The organism is Bradyrhizobium sp. CCBAU 11386 (genome assembly GCF_028128955.1).
GTDB lineage: Bacteria > Pseudomonadota > Alphaproteobacteria > Rhizobiales > Xanthobacteraceae > Bradyrhizobium.
This window is the reverse complement of record NZ_LBKA01000248.1, coordinates 47,470-64,609: the sequence shown is the minus strand read 5'-3', so window position 1 is coordinate 64,609 and position 17,140 is coordinate 47,470. Positions and strand designations below refer to the sequence as shown.

Annotated in this window: 15 protein-coding genes and 1 pseudogene; 7 read left to right on the top strand and 9 right to left on the bottom strand. The window is 63.4% G+C overall.

Annotated elements, in window-relative coordinates; genetic code table 11:
- The first annotated feature begins 254 nt into the window (after positions 1 to 254).
- The gene (locus XI09_RS31080; protein ID WP_271570243.1) at positions 255 to 2,216 is read left to right on the top strand and encodes a putative bifunctional diguanylate cyclase/phosphodiesterase; all 1,962 of its coding nucleotides are present in this window, start codon (positions 255 to 257) and stop codon (positions 2,214 to 2,216) included.
- Between the two features lie 189 nt (positions 2,217 to 2,405).
- Complete coding sequence (locus XI09_RS31075; RefSeq protein WP_271570242.1) at positions 2,406 to 2,555, top strand: hypothetical protein; 150 nt, start codon at positions 2,406 to 2,408, stop codon at positions 2,553 to 2,555.
- 6 nt (positions 2,556 to 2,561) lie between these two features.
- On the opposite strand, the gene XI09_RS31070 is transcribed toward XI09_RS31075, so the two are convergent.
- The 5 genes from XI09_RS31070 to pgm form a co-directional block, all read right to left on the bottom strand.
- Positions 2,562 to 3,005, bottom strand: coding sequence for a DoxX family protein (locus XI09_RS31070; protein WP_271570241.1), 444 nt, complete (start codon positions 3,003 to 3,005; stop codon positions 2,562 to 2,564).
- A gap of 266 nt (positions 3,006 to 3,271) precedes the next feature.
- A complete protein-coding gene (locus XI09_RS31065) occupies positions 3,272 to 4,252 on the bottom strand; it encodes a PDR/VanB family oxidoreductase (protein WP_271570240.1) in 981 nt (326 codons plus the stop codon).
- Positions 4,253 to 4,261: 9 nt separating this feature from the next.
- A complete protein-coding gene (locus tag XI09_RS31060) occupies positions 4,262 to 5,014 on the bottom strand; it encodes a GntR family transcriptional regulator (protein ID WP_008139252.1) in 753 nt (250 codons plus the stop codon).
- Positions 5,015 to 5,020: 6 nt separating this feature from the next.
- Entirely contained in the window at positions 5,021 to 6,070 is a 1,050-nt protein-coding gene (locus XI09_RS31055; RefSeq protein ID WP_271570239.1) for an aromatic ring-hydroxylating dioxygenase subunit alpha, read from the bottom strand.
- Between the two features lie 290 nt (positions 6,071 to 6,360).
- Positions 6,361 to 8,007: a phosphoglucomutase (alpha-D-glucose-1,6-bisphosphate-dependent) gene (gene pgm / locus XI09_RS31050; RefSeq protein ID WP_271570238.1), complete on the bottom strand. Its 1,647-nt coding sequence runs from the start codon at positions 8,005 to 8,007 to the stop codon at positions 6,361 to 6,363.
- A 327-nt stretch (positions 8,008 to 8,334) separates the two neighbouring features.
- On the opposite strand from pgm, the gene XI09_RS31045 reads away from it, so the two are divergent.
- Both XI09_RS31045 and XI09_RS31040 read left to right on the top strand, forming a co-directional pair.
- Positions 8,335 to 8,694 carry a c-type cytochrome gene (locus tag XI09_RS31045; protein WP_271570318.1) on the top strand — a complete coding sequence of 120 codons (360 nt, stop codon included), beginning with the start codon at positions 8,335 to 8,337 and terminating at the stop codon, positions 8,692 to 8,694.
- 90 nt (positions 8,695 to 8,784) lie between these two features.
- Positions 8,785 to 9,924 (top strand): alpha/beta hydrolase family protein, encoded by a 1,140-nt coding sequence (locus tag XI09_RS31040; protein WP_271570237.1) that lies wholly within the window; start codon positions 8,785 to 8,787, stop codon positions 9,922 to 9,924.
- 34 nt (positions 9,925 to 9,958) lie between these two features.
- On the opposite strand, the gene XI09_RS31035 is transcribed toward XI09_RS31040, so the two are convergent.
- Positions 9,959 to 10,774 (bottom strand): response regulator transcription factor, encoded by an 816-nt coding sequence (locus XI09_RS31035; protein WP_271570236.1) that lies wholly within the window; start codon positions 10,772 to 10,774, stop codon positions 9,959 to 9,961.
- 295 nt (positions 10,775 to 11,069) lie between these two features.
- Between XI09_RS31035 and XI09_RS31030 the strand changes: the two genes are divergently transcribed.
- Together XI09_RS31030 and XI09_RS31025 are read left to right on the top strand one after the other, a co-directional pair.
- On the top strand, positions 11,070 to 12,227 hold the full coding sequence (locus tag XI09_RS31030; protein ID WP_271570235.1) for an acyltransferase family protein: 1,158 nt from the start codon (positions 11,070 to 11,072) through the stop codon (positions 12,225 to 12,227).
- Positions 12,228 to 12,321: 94 nt separating this feature from the next.
- Positions 12,322 to 13,170 carry an MBL fold metallo-hydrolase gene (locus tag XI09_RS31025; protein ID WP_271570234.1) on the top strand — a complete coding sequence of 283 codons (849 nt, stop codon included), beginning with the start codon at positions 12,322 to 12,324 and terminating at the stop codon, positions 13,168 to 13,170.
- A 12-nt stretch (positions 13,171 to 13,182) separates the two neighbouring features.
- Here XI09_RS31025 and XI09_RS31020 read toward each other — a convergent pair.
- A pseudogene (locus tag XI09_RS31020) lies at positions 13,183 to 13,395 on the bottom strand (aldose 1-epimerase family protein); the annotation flags it as partial.
- Here XI09_RS31020 and XI09_RS31015 point away from each other — a divergent pair.
- Positions 13,323 to 13,589: a hypothetical protein gene (locus XI09_RS31015; protein WP_271570233.1), complete on the top strand. Its 267-nt coding sequence runs from the start codon at positions 13,323 to 13,325 to the stop codon at positions 13,587 to 13,589. The pseudogene XI09_RS31020 and the gene XI09_RS31015 overlap by 73 nt on opposite strands.
- Positions 13,590 to 14,628: 1,039 nt before the next feature.
- Here the strand turns inward: XI09_RS31015 and XI09_RS31010 are convergent.
- Entirely contained in the window at positions 14,629 to 15,528 is a 900-nt protein-coding gene (locus tag XI09_RS31010) for an aldose 1-epimerase family protein (RefSeq protein WP_271570232.1), read from the bottom strand.
- A 532-nt stretch (positions 15,529 to 16,060) separates the two neighbouring features.
- Positions 16,061 to 16,810, bottom strand: coding sequence for a hypothetical protein (locus XI09_RS31005; RefSeq protein WP_271570231.1), 750 nt, complete (start codon positions 16,808 to 16,810; stop codon positions 16,061 to 16,063).
- Positions 16,811 to 17,140: the final 330 nt, after the last annotated feature.

Here is a 17,140-nt window from a genome sequence, read left to right as displayed (position 1 = left end):
TGGATGCCCCGCCGGAGCCTGTCATCGGGCTCGCCGAAGGCGAGACCCGTTGGCGGGGCATGACAGCTGAGTTGGCGCCCCCTCTTCTCGTAGCACCGCGCATTTGTATCGATTTGTTATCGATACGGATGTTTCGGCACCTAGAAGTGATCGCGGCGGGGCTCACCAGCGGGGATAATTCATAGTTCGTCAAAGGTTTGCAGCGAATTCTCGGGTCCGAGCCGGACGAACGGCCCATCCTGCTAGGCTCTGGAATGCGGACTCAACTGACCACCTATTTCGCGCGGCTGTTCGCCGGCGATCTGTCGGCGTTCGGCGGTCCCGCAACCGACGAAGCCATGGCCGGCCATATTCGCGCGGAACAGATGTCGCTGGTGCTCGGCTATTCGGTCGGCATCATGCTCGCCAATGCCTGCAACGCCGCCGTGCTCGCAATTGCGCTGTGGCATTCGCCGGACCGGACGTTCGCCCTGATCTGGGCAGTCGTCGTCGCCGGTGCCGCGATCGCGTTCGGGGTGCAGTCCCACGCCTCGCGCCGGATCACAAAACCGCAATTCGTCTCGCGCCGCGCCATGCATCGGCTGGTGCGCAATGCCTTCATTTTCGGGGCCGCCTGGGGCATCGTACCGGTCGCCTTCTTCGCAAACGCCGCAACCGGCGGCCAGCTTGTCATCACCTGCCTTTGCTCGGGCATGCTGGCCGGCGGCGCGCTGGCTTTCGCCACCATCCCGATTGCGGCCATCGCCTTCACGACCCCCATCTTCGTCGGCATCGCCATCTGCCTCGGCCGTGACGGCGATCCGGCCTATGTGCTGATGGCCATCCTGGTGGTGGTCTACGGGTCAGTGCTGCTGCGCGCGGTGTTCGTGAATTCAATCGGCTTCGCTCGGCGCGTGATCCGGCAGGTCGACGCCGAGCGCACGGTGCGGCAGGATCCGCTGACGCATCTGCCCAACCGCTTCGCCTTCAACGAGACGCTCGATGCCGCCCTGAAGCGGCTGGCCCTGTCGGGCGAAGAGTTCGCGGTGCTGCTGCTCGATCTCGATCGCTTCAAGGAGGTCAACGACAAGTTCGGCCACCCCGCCGGCGACGAATTCCTGGTCCAGGTCGCAAGCCGCCTGCAACGCTGCACCCGTGCGGCCGAGCACGTCGCACGCATCGGCGGCGACGAGTTCGCGCTGGTGATGGCCAATCTGGCACGGCCCGAGGATGCGCTCGAGATCGCCGAGCGCTTCGTTGCGGCGTTCGCCGAGCCGTTCCCGATCGAAGGCCGCCAGATCGTCGGCGCAACCAGCGTCGGCATCGTGCTGGCGCCGCGCGACGGCAACACGGCGCTCGACCTCATGAAGAATGCCGACGCCGCGCTCTACCGCGCCAAGAAGGCGGGACCCGGCACGGTCTGCTTCTTCGAGGTCAGCGACGACATGGTGTCGCGCGACCGCAAGGCGCTGCAATCGGACCTCGAGGGCGCGATCGCCAGGGACGAACTGTTCCTGGTGTTCCAGCCGTTCCTCGAACTCGGCAACGATCGGATCACCGGCTTCGAAGCGCTGCTGCGCTGGCAGCATCCCTCGCGCGGACTGGTGCCGCCGAGCGAATTCATCCCCATCGCGGAGGAGACCGGGCTGATCCACGCGATCGGCGAATGGGTGATCAGGCGTGCCTGCGCGACGCTGGCGGACTGGCCCGAGGAAATAAGGGTCGCCGTGAATTTCTCCGCGGCACAGTTTCACAACACCGGTATCCTCCAGAGCATCGTGCAGGCGCTGGCCGACGCGAAGGTCTCTCCCAGCCGGCTCGAGATCGAGATCACGGAATCGATGCTGCTCTCGAAATACGGCTCGGCTGCGTCGATTCTGAACGCGCTGCTGCAACTCGGCGTCACCGTGGCGCTCGACGATTTCGGCACCGGCTTCTCGTCGCTGACTTACCTGCGCAAGCTGCCGTTCAGCCGGATCAAGATCGACCAGTCCTTCATCCGCGACATGCTGGTCCAGCCGGACTGTGCCGCGATCGTGAAGTCGGTGATTTCGCTCGCGCGCGACCTGCGCATCGGCGTGGTCGCCGAAGGCGTCGAGACGGCCGATCAGCTCGAATATCTGAGGCAGATCAGTTGCGACGAAGTGCAGGGCTATCTGATCAGCCGGCCGGTGTCGGCTGAGCAGGTTCTGGCGCTGCTCGACACGAAGAAGCTGCGGGCGACCTACGCGGCGTAGGGCATAGACTCGCAAAGTCTCCGCAGTCACGGGATTGGTCTGCGTCGCTGACCTAAGGTAACCCGCTGCTCTCAGTGCGTTTTCCGAGTGTTTCGGCGCGTTACCACTCTAAAGACGGCTTGCCGTGTCGGCTCCATTAAGCAACACTTGCCCCCATTTCAGAGTAGTTATTTTTTGAGGGGCATCATCATGCCTGAGATATTGGACGTCGTGCTATGGTGTGCCGCGCTTGCGACATGGCTGATGCTTCTGTTCGCCTTCGTGGGCAACGCCCTGAAACCGCTCTCAAAGAGCATCCGCCGGGTGATCGAGGAAGCTTTCAAGCCCAACTTGAAATGACGTCGGCTACGATGCCCGATCGAAACTGAACCGGCCTGCGCCGGTGACGAAGATCAACATCGCGCCTCCCATGATCGAGATATTCTTCAGGAAATTGTTATATTGACCAATCTGCTGCGCACCCGCGGGATACTCCCAGTAGCGATGCGCAATAGCCGTTGCCGCCACTACGAACACAAACGTCAGGATTGCGCAGTAGCGCGTACCGACGCCCAATATCAAACCAACGGATATCAATACTTCCAGTGCGATGTTCACCATGGTGAACAGCTCAGGTGCTGGAAGGTTCAGGGACCTGAAATAACCCACGGAGCCGCTGAAGTTGGCTATTGCGCCGTACGCGCTTCCGACGAATACCCACGCGAGTAGAATCCGGCCGATCAAAATCAGCGAGTCAGCTCTCCTTGTGGCGAACTCATCGACTGCCAGCGAGACAGAATTGGATTTCATGGCAGAACCTCCACCCTTGTTGTCCAAGACCGGCTGAACACTTTGACTGCCGAGAGCAAACCTATCATGGCTGGTTGACCGCACGAAGCGCTCTTACCGCCTCGTTGGCGCGGCAAAACGAAGCCCGCTTCGCACAGGATTGGTCCGCCTGCAAATGGCCCTTGGCTGCCTCGCCAGGACGAACTGCACCCGTCTGCTCCGAGCGTAGAGCGGATGCGCATGCCTTCAGGCTGATCGCGTTTTCCGAGGACGCCTTCCAGCCCTGGTCAGACCGCATCCGCCCGCAGCAGCGTATCCACCGTGATGGTGCCTCGCGCGCGGGAGACGCAGGCGCAGATCTTCTGGTTGCTCTGTTTCTGATGGTCGCTGAAGAAGACGTCGCGATGGTCGATCTCGCCGTCGACGTCGACCACGTCGATGGCACAGAGGCCGCATTCACCGCGCTTGCAATCGTACATCACCTCGTGCCCGCTCGCATTGAGCACATCCAGCATCGAGCGCTCGCGAGGTATTTCGAGTTCGACACCGGAGTCTTTCAAGCGCACGCGAAAGGTCTCGGTCGGCAGCGAGCCGCTGGAGCCAAACGTCTCGTAGCGAAGATCGGCGAGCGGATGGCCGGCGCCGATCCAGGCATGGCGCGCGGCATCCAGCATCCGCATCGGGCCGCAGAACAGCGCCAGCGCGCCTTGCGGCAATGACGCGAACAGCACGTCGAGATCGAGCCGGCTGCCTTCATCGCTGGCATGGACGACCAGGCGGTCGCCGAGCATCGCCGCGAGATCATCGAGATAGGCGGCCTCGCCGCGCGAGCGCACGGCATAATGCAGCGTGACGTCCGCGCCACGTCGCGCCAGCGCCTGCGCCGCACCGAGGATCGGGGTGATGCCGATGCCGCCGGCGATCAGGCAATAATTGTCGCGCGCCCAGTCGACCGCGAGCAGCGAGGCGGGCTGCGTGATGTCGAGCCGCGCGCCCGGTGCCAATTGCCACATATAGCGCGAGCCGCCGCGGGAATCCTCGGCACGGCGCACCGCGATCCGCAGGCCACGCGAAGTGGCCTCGCCGACCAGCGAATAGGATCGAGTCTCGGGCAGGCCGTCGATGGTCACGCTGACATTGATGTGGCTGCCGACCGGATACGCGGCGCCGTCAAACTGGTCCGGCAGAATCAGGAATTCGCGGATGCCGGGCGCAAGGTCGCGCGTCGAGACGAGCGTCGCCGGGGTCCAGGTTTCGATGAAGCGCATGGCACTCCCCTAGTCGGTTGCGGTCTTGATCAGCGCGAGCGCCGGCAAGAGGTCGAGATGGGTCCGGTTGCGCAGCGCGAGCCGCAAATTGCGCACCGCGAGCCGCGCGTGCTCGCGCATCACGGCTTCGGCGCGCGCGCCCTCGCGGTTCTCGATGGCGTCGATGACGACGCGGTGGTGCTCCTGGCCGATGATCAGAATCTGCTGGGCCTCGGGCAGCGCCGACTGCGCCATCACGAAGCCGCTCGGGGATGCGAACGGCAGCGCCGAGGCGCGGTCGATCTGCCGGATCAGCGGCGGGCTGCGCGATAGTTCCGTGAGCAGCGCGTGGAAACGCGCGTTCAGCGTGACATAGGACGAGAAGGCATCGACCGAGATCGGCACCTGGCGCAGCAATTCGTCGATGGCGGCGAGACATTCCTTCAGCGGCTCGAGCTCGCGCGCGGAGACGCCGCGCTCGGCGGCAAAGCGCGCGGCGAGCCCTTCCAGCGTGCCGCGCAGCTCGATGGAGTCGGAGATGTCGCGCTCGGAGAACGCCTTCACCATGAAGCCGCCGGAAGGGATCGCCTCCAGCAGGCCCTCCTCCTCGAGCCGCACCAGCGCCATGCGCACCGGCGTGCGCGAGGCGCCGGTCGTCTCCACCGCCTGAAGCTCGGAGATGCGCTCGCCGGGACGCAAGGAGCCCGACAGGATCTGGTCGCGCAGCGCGAGCTGCGCCTTCACGGTCTGCGAGACGGAGCGGTCGACCTCGCGTTCGGCCATGTCAGCTTACTCCGCGGCCTGAAGGTGCTGCGGCGCGTTTTCCTTCGCTACCATCTTGTCGATCAGCTTGCGCGTCCACATCGCGCCGGCATCGATGTTGAGGTTGTAGAAGACGCGATCGGGGTTCTCGTCCATCGCGCGCTGCTGCGCTTCGAGGATCAGCTCGTCCTCGCGGAAGATGCCGGAGACGCCTTCGCGGATCTCGGTGGTGATGCGCTGCTCGCCGATCTGATAGTTGCGGACGAAGGCCCAGAAGTAGTGACAGGTCTTCTCGGTCTCCGGCGTGATGGTGTTGAGCACGAAGCCGTTGACGCCCTGCGAGCGGTCGCCTTCCGGCGCGCCGGTGCCTGTCGGCGCCACGCCAACGTCGATCGCGATGGTGCATGGCGCCTCGAAACGGATGATCTGCCAGCGGTCGACGAGGCCGGGCTTGCCGAGCTGCTTGGCCCAGAACGGCGGCGCCTCGATGCCGCGCATCCAGCGCGTCACCGTCACCGTCTTCTCGCCATGGGTGACGTCGAACGGCGCTTCGGCGACCGCGTCGTTGCCGATCGAGGAGCCGTGCACGAAGGTCTCGTGCGTGAGGTCCATGAGGTTGTCGAGCACGAGACGGTAGTCGCAATTGACGCGGATGGTCTTGCCGTCGCCGGCCCAGGCCGGATCGTAATTCCAGTGCATGTCGGGCACGAGCGCGGGATCGGCCAGCGCGGGATCGCCCATCCAGAGCCAGATGTAGCGGTGGCGCTCGACCACGGGATAGGCGCGCACGCAAGCCGACGGGTTGATGGTCTCCTGCGAGGGCATGAAGGTGCAGCGCCCCTGCGCGTTGTACTTCAGGCCGTGATAGCCGCAGACGACGGTGTCGCCTTCGAGCCGTCCCTTCGACAGCGGCACCAGGCGATGCCAGCAGGCATCCTCCAGCGCAGCCACCGAGCCGTCGGCCTTCCGGTACATCACGACGTGCTTGCCGCAGATCGTCCGTGGCAGCAGCGCCGGTTTCACCTCGGCGTCCCAGGCGGCGGCGTACCAGGCGTTCATGGGGAAGGGCTTTGTCACAGGTCTCACTCCCAAGGCTTATGAATACGTTATGTATACAATAGCAAGGGAGAATAAGCCGCTCAAGGCCGAAATTGCCCTACCAAATTACCTTTAATGAGTATCCAGTATACAATTTTCCTGCATGTGGCCTGAGAGCTTAGGCACTAGCGCCTCAACAGCGTCCTGGCCGGGCTTGTCCCGGCCATCCACGCGTTGCCACGCGGTACGAAGAACGTGGATGCCCGGGACAAGCCCGGGCATGACGACCTATCGTGAACGCGTGTGATCTTGTTCTGCTCTTAGGGCAACTACGCCCCGAACACCTTCGCCAGCCCGGCCTGGGCCTCTTCCTGAATCCGCTTCAGGTGCTCGGTGCTGCGGAAACTTTCCGCGTAGATCTTGTAGACGTCCTCCGTCCCCGACGGCCTCGCTGCGAACCAGCCGAAATCGGTCTCGACCTTGATGCCGCCGAACGGCTGGCCGTTGCCGGGCGCCTTGCTGAGCGTGGCGCGAACGGGATCGCCGGCGAGATCCTTCAAGCCGAGTTGCTCGGGCGTGACGGACTTCAAAATGTTCTTCTGCGGTGTGGTCGCCGCGACGTCGATGCGCGCGTAATGAGGCACGCCGAACTCGGCGGTGAGGTCGCCAAAGAGCTGGCTGGGATCGCGGCCGGTCTTCGCCATGATCTCCGCGGCGAGCAGGCCGAGGATGATGCCGTCCTTGTCGGTGGTCCACACCGTGCCGTCGCGGCGCAGGAACGAGGCCCCTGCACTCTCCTCGCCGCCGAAGCCGAAGCCGCCCGTGAGGAGGCCGTCGACGAACCATTTGAAGCCGACCGGCGTCTCGACCAGCTTGCGGCCGAGTTTTTTCGCGACGCGGTCGATGATTGAGCTCGACACCACGGTCTTGCCGATCGCGGCGTCCTTGCCCCAGTTCGGGCGGTGCGCGAACAGATAGGAGATCGCGGTCGCGAGATAATGGTTCGGATTCATCAGGCCGCCGGTGCGCGTCACGATGCCATGGCGGTCGGCATCGGTGTCGTTGGCAAAGGCGACGTCGAAGCGGTCGCGCATCCCGATCAGGCTCGCCATCGCGTAAGGCGAGGAGCAGTCCATGCGGATCTTGCCGTCCCAGTCGACCGTCATGAAGTGGAAGGTCGGATCGATCGCCTCGTTCACCACCGTGGCCTTGAGGCCGTAGCGCTCGATGATCGGATGCCAGTAGTGCACGGCGGCGCCGCCGAGCGGATCGATGCCGATATTGATGCCGGCGGATTTGACGAGATCGAGGTCGACGACGTTGCCGAGATCGGCGACGTAGGGCGTGATGAAGTCGTAAGCATGCACGTTCGCAGCTTTGCGCGCCCTGGCATAGTCCATGCGCGCGACGCCCTTGAGCCCGTCGGCGAGATAGGCGTTGGCACGCTTCTCGACGACGCCGGTGGCATCGGTGTCGGCCGGGCCGCCATGCGGCGGATTGTATTTGTAGCCGCCGTCTTCCGGCGGATTGTGCGAGGGCGTGACGACGACGCCATCCGCCAGACCCGACGTGCGGCCCTTGTTGTAGGTGAGGATCGCGTGCGAGATCACAGGCGTCGGCGTGTAGCCGCCGTCCTTGTCGATCATGACGTCGACGCCGTTCGCCGCGAACACCTCGACGGCGCTGACGAGAGCAGGTTCGGCCAGCGCGTGGGTGTCGATGCCGATGAAGAGCGGGCCGGTCAGCCCCTTTTCCTTTCTGTAGTCACAAATTGCCTGCGTGGTCGCGAGGATATGGCCCTCGTTGAAGGTGGTCTTGAACGAGGTGCCGCGATGGCCGGAGGTGCCGAACGCCACCCGCTGCGCGGGGTCAGCCACGTCCGGCTTGCCGGCGAAATAGGCCGTCACCAGCCGTGGAATGTTGGTGAGCGCGCTCGGCGCAACCGGCTTACCCGCCGCGGGATCGACATCTGCCACTGCAACTCCTCTATGATCTTCAAATGACGGCCTGGACCACCATACCATCGGCCGGCCCGTCGCCAAGCCGAATGCCGGACCGGCCCGATGCCACGCTCCGGTCAACGATCAACCGACAACGCCCATCCCGCACAAGATGATCCATGGCGATGACGCATGGGCGCCCTCGTACTTTGGTCCCGGATTTCGGTTGATGCAGAACAAAGACGCCGCCGCGCCACGTGGGGCACGCTGCTTTCCGTTTGATGAACGATGGCCGGATTTGCAGGATTGGCCGGCTGATCCCGTGGGGGACTTACGATGACTGGACGTCTGATCTTCGTGCTCATGCTGGCCTTGGCCACGTCGTCTTTGGCCACGTCGTCTGCCTCCGCCGCGGAGGGCGATTCGGCCGCGGGCAAGGCCGTCTTCCAGCGAACCTGCGAGAACTGCCACGCGGCGGTGATCGGGGTGAACAAGGTCGGCCCAAGTCTCTGGAATATCATCGACCGCAAGCCCGCAATCGTCCCGGACTTCGCCTATTCGGATGCCATGAAGGCCAACAAAGCAGCCTGGACGCCAACAACGCTGGACGCCTATCTCGCCGACCCCCGCGGTGACGTCCACGGCGTCAAAATGTTCTTCAAGGGGCTGCCGAACCCCACAGATCGGGCCAATGTCATCGCCTATCTTCAGACGCTGAAATGAACGATCGGGGCGGACGCTAGAGCGATCCGCCCGTTCGCCGGGTCATGCGGTTCTGTTATGATCCGCGCGGCCACGGAGAATCATCCACCCATGGACCTCGCGCGCTGGCATCTGCCCGTGCTCATCCTGCTCGCCATCGCAGGGGCTGCGGCTCGCGCAAACGCCGCCGAGTTCTACACCGAGGATCTGCGCATCCCGATGGCGGAGGCCGGGCCGCAGGGGCTGGAGGCGTTCCTGGTGCGCCCGGCGGGGACCAAGCGCTATCCGCTCGCGCTGCTCAGCCACGGCTCGCCGCGCAGTTTCGACGACCGCGCGACGATGTCGGCCCACAAATATTACGGCATCGCGCTCGAATATGCCCGGCGCGGCTTTGCCGCGCTGATCGTGATGCGGCGCGGCTACGGCACCTCGCCGGGCGGACGCATCGACAGCGTCGGCGGCTGCACCAATGCCGCGTACCTGCCGGCGGCGGCGGTTGCGGTCGCGGACTTGCGCGCGGCCATCGATGCGATGGCGCGTCGGGCTGACGTCACCACATCGGGCATGATCGCGGCCGGCCATTCTGCCGGCGGGCTCGCCACCGTCGCGCTGACGGCGCAGGCGCCGCCCGGTCTCATCGCCGCGATCAGCTTTGCCGGCGGCCGCGGCTCGCGCGACGACGACGACGTCTGCAACGAGGGTGGGCTGGTGCAGGCCTTCGCCACCTTCGGCAAGACGTCCCGCGTGCCGATGCTGTGGGTTTACGCGACCAACGATCTGTTCTTCGGGCCCGATCTCGCCCGCCGGCTCTATGACGGGTTTCGCGGCAATGGCGGCAACGTGAAATTCGTCGCGGCGGCACCTTACGGCGACGATGGCCATTATCTCTATTCAGTGGTCGGCCGTCCGCAATGGACGCCGTATGTGGACGCCTTCCTGCGCGAGCGCGGGCTCGGCCACGACGTCCTGAGCCTGCCCGATCCGCTGCCGCCGCCGAGCCAGCTCAACGAGGCTGCGCGCGCCGAGTTCGCGCGCTATCTCGCCAGCACCGTGCCGCACAAGGCTTTTGCGGTGTCGCCCAAGGGCGGTTACGGCTGGCGTTCGGGGCGCGCGACGGCCGACGACGCCCAGCGCGATTCGCTCGCGGCCTGCATGAAATGGTCGCCCACCTGCACGCTCTATGCGGTCGATGACCGGCTGGCCGGAGCTGCGCAAAGGACAATAACGGACCAGAGCGCCCGCGCACGATAGGCGCGAGGGCGATCAGATCATTCGACGGATGAGGCTAGAGCCGTTCGCTGAGCGCGAGCTTGTAGCCGACGCCGGTGACGGTCGCGATCACGGGCGTGCCGCTGCCGACGAGCTTGCGGCGCAGCCGCGCCACCAGCGCATCGACCGTGCGGATGTCGACCTCGGCCTGGCGGTTGCTGACGACCTCGATCAGATAGTCGCGGCTGAGCGGCCTGCCGTCGGCGCCGACGAGCGCCGCCAGCAGGTCGAACTCGGCGCGCGTCAGCGACACCGGCTTGCCGTCGCTGCCGAGCAGCTCGCGCCGCGTCAGGTCGATGATCCAGTCGCCGAAGGCTATCGAATTGTGGTTGCGCGCCGCCTTGCGGTCGATCGAGCGCCGTCGCAGCACGCTGCGGGCGCGCGCGAGCAGGTCGCGCAGATTGATCGGCTTGGTGACGTAGTGGTCGCCGGCGATCTCGAGGCCGAGGATGCGATCGACGTCGGTATCGCGGCGGGTCACGAAGATGATGCCCGCGTTGCTGGTCGCCTGGATTTCCTTGGCGAGCTCGAAGCCGTCACCGTCGGGCAACTGCACGTCGAGGAAGACCAGGTCGGCGCGCCCGCGCAGCGCCTGGCGGCACTCCGCGCAGGAGCCGGCGCCGACCACGTCGAAATTGTTGTCGCTGAAGTAGCCGACCAGCATCGTCCGCGTCACCGGATCGTCTTCGACGACGATCAGCCGCTCGCGGCCTGCGGGACGCGCTTCCTGACGTGCGGAATCAGCCACGATGGTGGATATCCTGTGTGCTTGCGGCCCGGCCTGAAAATTCAAGTCGTTGCGCAACGCGCTGTCATGTGAACGAACATTCACAACTGGTTCGAGCCCCCGAATTGCCTGCTGGAATACTAGGCGTGTTGTGCTGCCTGAACAATATTGGTCACAGTCTCGACGCATTAAGTATGAATTGGCCCACAATTCTCATCCCGCGCATCATCCTTCCGGCGTGGTCCGGACGATGGCCGCGGCGCCGGCTCGACATCGCCGTCCCGCGCACCCGGGACAGGATTCAGCCGCCGGTTAACGTAAAGAATGCCTTCGGCTTCGGGAAAGCCGGCCGCGCCTCTATGGTCCCGTCTGCAGATGGACAACCGAAGGAGCAGGCGTGATGCAGGGGCAGCCCCGGTCAGTTGCCGGTCGAACCGAGAAAACCGCAACGCCCTTCGGTCGTTCGCATAGCCTCGACTTCCTGCGTGGTCTTGCCATCGTCGGCGTGATAGCGATCCACGTTTCACAATCCTTTCCGTCGAACATTCGTGCCGTCGACTTCGCCTTCATGTGCGGCTGGACCGGCGTCAACGTGTTCTACTTCGTCAGCGCCATGACGATGTGCCTGATGTGGACGCAACGCACCGAAACCAATCCGACGCGGAAATTCTACATCCGCCGCTTCTTGCGCATCGCGCCGCTGTTCTGGCTCGCGATCCCGCTCTATCTGCTAGTCAACGGCACCGGCCCGAGCACCAACGCGCCCAACGGTATCGGGCCGCTCCAGGTGATCCTGACGGCAACGTTCCTGCACGGCTTCTGGCCGGACAGCGTCAACAGCGTCGTACCGGGCGACTGGTCGATCGCCGCGGAGATGACATTCTATCTCCTCTTCCCGCTCCTGATCACCGCGTTCGGCGCGCGCCGCCCTCTCTATCTCGCGCTGGCGATTGCCCTGCATCTCGTCAATGTCTGCCTGTTCAAGCCGTTCGCCTTTGCGCTCTTCTCCGCCTATTACGGGCCGGGCAATGAAGCGTTCGTCTGGAACGCGCTGCATATCAGCTTCCTGAACCAGCTTCCGGTCTTCCTCGTCGGCTGCGCGCTGTTCTTCGCGCTGCGCGACGGCTTCGCCAAATCGGATGCCGGGATCCTCGCCGCCTTCGTCGCGCTATCCTTCATCGCCGATCGCGCCACCGGCTCGCACGAGTTCAACTATCTGATGATCAACCTCGTGCTGGGCGCGCTGGTTGCCGGCTGCATTCGCCTGGCGATCCGCTGGTCGCCGATCGAGGCGCTCGGCCGCAATTCCTATTCGATGTACCTGTCGCACTTCGCGGTGATCTACGGCCTGCGCCAGGTCTGGCCGCTCGCGAACGGGTTGGTCTCGCTGCTCATCGCCTATGCCGTCACCGCCGCGCTCAGTTATCTCGTCGCACGCGCGACCTGGCATCTGGTCGAGCGGCGCGCGCAGGATCTCACGCACCGTCTGACCTCGCCGACGTCAGGCCGATCGGCCATCGGGCCGAACATCGCCGCCGCTGCGACCGGCGTGAGCTGAGCGCTCCTGCTTCCATCCTCGGCGACCTGGTGCGGCTTGCCTCGCGGCCCGCTTCGAACCTACTGTGAAGGATCTTCACGCTGGAGTAGACGCGATGGAAGTCATACTGCTCGGCACCGGCGGCCCGCGCCCGGACCCGCGCCGCATGGCGACGACCACGCTGATCAGGCTCGGCGAAGAGAACATCCTGTTCGACGCAGGCCGCGGCGTCGTGCTGCAGCTCAGCAAGGCCGGCGTGCCGCTTGGCGCGATCAACACGGTCTTTCTCACCCATCACCACTTCGACCACATCGGCGACCTCTACGACGTGATGCTGAATTCATGGATGCACGGGCGCAAGGACGATCTGCGCATCTACGGGCCGCCGGACACCGAGCGGCTGGTCAACACGCTGGTCACGCAGGTCTACGACAAGGACATCACCTGGCGCGACCGGGGCGAGCCGAGCTTCGGCGGCTGGAAACCGGTCGTCGCAACGGACATCGTGCCGGGTCCCGTTCTCGACACCGGGCGCTGGAAGATCAGCGCCGAGCTCGTCTCGCACGGCGATGGCCTCGACATGCCGCCGGCCTTCCTCGCGCGCTGGATGTGTCTCGGCTACCGCTTCGGGGCGGAGGGCAAGGTCGTTGCGATTTCCGGCGACACGGTCCCCTGCCCCGGTCTGGAGCGACTGGCTGAGGGAGCCGACCTGCTGGTGCAGTGCTGCTTTCTCGCGACGCCGGAGATCAACAACGAGCACCTCCGCCGCCTTGCGAAATTCACGATCGCGTGCGGCGACACGGTCGGCAAGGTCGCGGCCAAGGCCGGCGTGAAGAAGCTCGCGCTGACCCATCACCGGCCGCGCACCGACGATTCCATGTTGAACGCGCTGCTCGCGGATGTCCGACAGGACTATTCGGGTCCCGTCGTGCTCGGCGAGGACCTCACGCGGATCGAGGTCTGAAGGCCACCGATCTCAGGACGATGCGACCTCGATCCGGAACGACAAGCGCTCCTCTGCGCCGGCCGCGATATGCATCAGGCCGGGCTTGTCGCTGAAGTCGCCGTCGAAGCCGGCCGGGCTGGCATAGCCGCGCCATGGCTCGATTCAGAGGAATGGCGCGCCTGATGGTTTCGACCAGACGCCAAGCTCGCGAAAGCCGCGCCAGGATTGATCGAGCCAATTTCCCTGGTAACAGCGAATTTTGCAGCGAAGACCGCACAGCAGGACGCGATCATGGCAAACCCGGCGACGCGAATAAATGCGATCGCTACAACGAGATCGCCAGCTCGACGACGATCACCTTCCGCGGCCGCTCGCTCGTGGGTCTTATCAAGCATTTCGTCCCTGCCTCGGAGCAGGGACATAGCCGGTCACGGTAGCGGCAGACAACCGGTTGGTGAAATTAACCTCACCGCTCAACCTTAAAGGCTAACTCCCTTAGAGCTTCCTACGGCTAGTGAACGCCAAGCCTTCTCGCGCAGCGCAAGCTCGTGCTCGACGGCGGTCAAAGGGTCTCTTTCCTCCGGTTCGGTCGCGAGGGCGCAGTACCCCGAAAGATCATCGAACTCACCGAACAGGCCAATTGTGGAGCTGCAGAATTCGTGGAGCATTGCCTGTCATGAGGCAACGGTCCAACCATCTTCGGATTGTCAAAGAGAGTAATCGGGAGCCATCCTCTCTATCGGAGCCATCCCTATTTCGCGGCTGCTTGATCGGAGCGCCGATCGGCCTCATGCTGTGGGCTCTCATTTTGTGGCCTTGGTTGCGCTAAGCGACCACTCGGCAAAAAGCTAGCCATTCTCTCCTCAGGAGCTGCAAGCGGACTCTAACGTCCCGGCGCGAGCCGCTGATAGCGCTCTAAGCCAACCCGAAAAATTCCGCATTTTCACGCCGCCAGGGAGCTATCCGGTCGCTTTGGCCGAGGCAAAGGCGAAGCGCGTCCGCGGATTCGAGCAGTTTGAGCAATGATACCATGATCACGGCGCTGATCCGACGGCGGCCATCGAGTGGCTGCTCGCGATCGACATCGTCGAGCTGTCGTGGGAGATCCAACGCGATCGCCTGTTGCGTCACAAGCTTCTTGAGAGCTGTCGCCAAAAGGCGACTGAGGCGCCGCTACAGCGAATCGACTTGGGTGGAATTGGACCCGAATGTCAAGACGATGCCGAGTACTATACGCGGCAAAACGCCCTGAGCTGGCGGATTGATCCATTGCGACAACCGAAATCGAGACGCGCATTACTGCTTATGACTTCGATCAGCACGCCATCCGCACCGAAGTCTACGTGCTGGCGCGCGAGATGTTCGTGCTGTTCGAAGGTCTGCTCAACACCGCACAAACAAAGCGCGTGCTACTGCTCCGCGAAATTCGGGACTCGCGCCTCACGGCTGGACCAATAAATTTGCGGCGCTGAGCGATCAAACTGGCACTCCTGGCCCAACCACAACTCGGAACGAGAGCGTTTCCGTTGCACCTGGAGCGATGTGCATTAAACCGGGCTTGTCGCTGAAGTCGCCGTCGAAGCCGGATGGGCTGGCATAGCCGCGCCAGGGCTCGATGCAGAGGAACGGCGCGCCCGACGGTTTGGACCAGACGCCGAGCTCGCGAAAACCGCGCCAAGATATTTTCAGCCAAGGTCCGATAGAAGCGCCCTGCCCGGCCGCGTAGCGGACCGAATTGCTGTTGATGCGATCGAAGATGATGGCGTCGTCTGTGAACAGGGATTCTGACAGGGGAAGCTCGGTGCCTTTGACCGGGCTCGGCTCCGTTGCCGCACGCAATAGCCCGCCGTCGAGACGGCGAACCGGAAATAATTCCTCGTTGGCAAAGGTCAGCGCATAGCTCTCCCTCGACACTCCGGCCTGAAGCGGCCAGTTGAAGGCGGGATGGCCACCGAGCGACGCCGGCAATGTCTCCTCACCTGTGTTGACGATCTTCAGCGCCACATCGAGACCCGCTTCATCGACTGTGTAGGTCGCAGCCAGCCGGAACGCGAACGGGTAGAGCGCGCGCGTCGCCTCGCTGTCTTCGAGCACGAGCGCGCAGCGGCTTTCGCCGCGCTCCGCCCAGGCAAAGCAGTTGTCGCGCGCAAAGCCGTGCTGGGTCATCCGGTACGTCTTGCCCCGGTGCCGCAACTCGTCATTGGCGAGACGGCCGACGATCGGAAACAAGAGCGGTGCATGCCGCGGCCAGGCCGGCCCGGCCTGCCAGATGAATTCGACGCCGCTGCCGTCCTTCAGCGAGCACAGCTCGGCGCCTTGCGCCTTGATGGTGGCGGTGAGCCCGCCGCCGTGGATCGTGTGTGTGTCGTCGGTCATGATTACAAATCTCCAGACTTTTCGACCCCTTCAGACCTGCACCTAACCAACAGCTGGATTAAGCAACTCACCCAAAACCCGAGCGCCTCTCAGGCTCGATCAAATTGGGTTCGTTTTGCCAAATTTCCATCATCCTATCGGTTCCGTGCCGCGAAGCCGGTCTGCCGCTCGACGGCGTTGCCTATGGGCTCGACATTCATAACGTTCTAAGGCAGCCAGGCGCCGCACCTGTTCAAGAGACAGAGATTGCAGGTCCAGCGTTGCGATCAAGGCTTTCCGTACAGCTGCAACTCGCAGCAATTGCGCTTGGGCCTGTGCCATTTCCAGCGCTGCTAGCCTCTGTAGCTGGCTGGCGCCTTCCGGCGTCAACAGTTCCGCTAGTCCGTAAGCCTGCGTCCCGGCTAGAGGACCATTGGCTGCGGGAATTGAAAGACCATGGCGCAGGGCATTGCGACTCGACTTTATCCGCCCGGCCAGAGTTTTCGGCCCTGCACTCCGCTTGGCATTCTCGCGGTTAGCTCTGATCTGCTTTTCAGTGGCCATGATGATGCACGTCTACTTCACCGACCATTTTTGCTTTCGCCTCTTGGCAAGACCTAGGCTGGCCCGGATGATGCTGGCCTCCATCCTGCTTCGCTTCCGCTTTCACCCCTTGGCAAGGCCCGCGCCGACCCAGACGGTCCGCATTTACATCCCCAAACGCTTCTGACTTCACCTCTTGGGAAGGCCGGCGCCTTCCGATTTCGTTTTGAAGCTTTCGGCGGCTGCGTTCGCGCGATGAAACTATCCCCTCAAACATCAAGATGGCGTCGCTATTGTTTTGTGCCGATCGCGCAAGCAGTTCTGCTTCCGAAATTCCATACTTCGCCAGCTGCGACCGAATTTCTTCATACTCCTTCTTGTTCTCGCTAAAATACTTGCTTGCCCGGTGATCGGCCGTGTCGTCGGCCTTCTTCAATCGCTCAACACGATGCTCACCTGGGAGAATCTCGCTCATGAACTGCTGCACTGCAAGCCGCTGGCCTCCGCGGATGATGGCATTGGTAGCGCGCCGAAAAACGCGTTCTTCCCATAGTTTCGTGACCAGGTCGTTGAGCGCGATCCAATCCAACAAAGTTTCCGGCCGGTGCTCGTCGATCATCGCGGAGACCATATTCCAAAAAAGGCCCGGGTCTTCGCCCCCGAGCAGGACAGGCTCAACGAAAAGTCCAATGATGTAATCTGGGATCTTGTTGGCCAAAACGTGCACAGCTTTAGTCTGCGCTTCGACTCGTACTCGCATTCTTACTCCGATTGCCGGCCCGGCGAATCAAACCATACAATTTATCCGCCGATATTCCAGAAGTGATATTTTCTCCCTTAATTTCAATTAACGAGTGCGCAAGTCGGTGCTGTCCAGCGCGCAGCGCATCCTTTCACATCCCTTCTCATTCTTCTGCTTCAACAGCTCCATCCTCTCAGGAGTTGGAGCCTCCGGCAAACCCGGGGCGGTTCAAACTGTCTCTTGCGCTAAGGGTCAAAACCATGGAGGGGTCAACGCATTGTCGAAACGCGCGAAGCGCGGCTAGCTACGGCATCAAGTCCTGCATCAAGCGGGTCGAAATCTATTGGA

Coding starts and splice junctions, on each gene's coding strand:
- XI09_RS31080 (WP_271570243.1), top strand. CDS start 255: ATGCGGACTCAACTGACCACCTATTTCGCGCGGCTGTTCGCCGGCGAT.
- XI09_RS31075 (WP_271570242.1), top strand. CDS start 2,406: ATGCCTGAGATATTGGACGTCGTGCTATGGTGTGCCGCGCTTGCGACA.
- XI09_RS31070 (WP_271570241.1), bottom strand. CDS start 3,005: ATGAAATCCAATTCTGTCTCGCTGGCAGTCGATGAGTTCGCCACAAGG.
- XI09_RS31065 (WP_271570240.1), bottom strand. CDS start 4,252: ATGCGCTTCATCGAAACCTGGACCCCGGCGACGCTCGTCTCGACGCGC.
- XI09_RS31060 (WP_008139252.1), bottom strand. CDS start 5,014: ATGGCCGAACGCGAGGTCGACCGCTCCGTCTCGCAGACCGTGAAGGCG.
- XI09_RS31045 (WP_271570318.1), top strand. CDS start 8,335: ATGCTGGCCTTGGCCACGTCGTCTTTGGCCACGTCGTCTGCCTCCGCC.
- XI09_RS31040 (WP_271570237.1), top strand. CDS start 8,785: ATGGACCTCGCGCGCTGGCATCTGCCCGTGCTCATCCTGCTCGCCATC.
- XI09_RS31030 (WP_271570235.1), top strand. CDS start 11,070: ATGCAGGGGCAGCCCCGGTCAGTTGCCGGTCGAACCGAGAAAACCGCA.
- XI09_RS31025 (WP_271570234.1), top strand. CDS start 12,322: ATGGAAGTCATACTGCTCGGCACCGGCGGCCCGCGCCCGGACCCGCGC.
- XI09_RS31015 (WP_271570233.1), top strand. CDS start 13,323: ATGGCGCGCCTGATGGTTTCGACCAGACGCCAAGCTCGCGAAAGCCGC.
- XI09_RS31010 (WP_271570232.1), bottom strand. CDS start 15,528: ATGACCGACGACACACACACGATCCACGGCGGCGGGCTCACCGCCACC.
- XI09_RS31005 (WP_271570231.1), bottom strand. CDS start 16,810: ATGCGAGTACGAGTCGAAGCGCAGACTAAAGCTGTGCACGTTTTGGCC.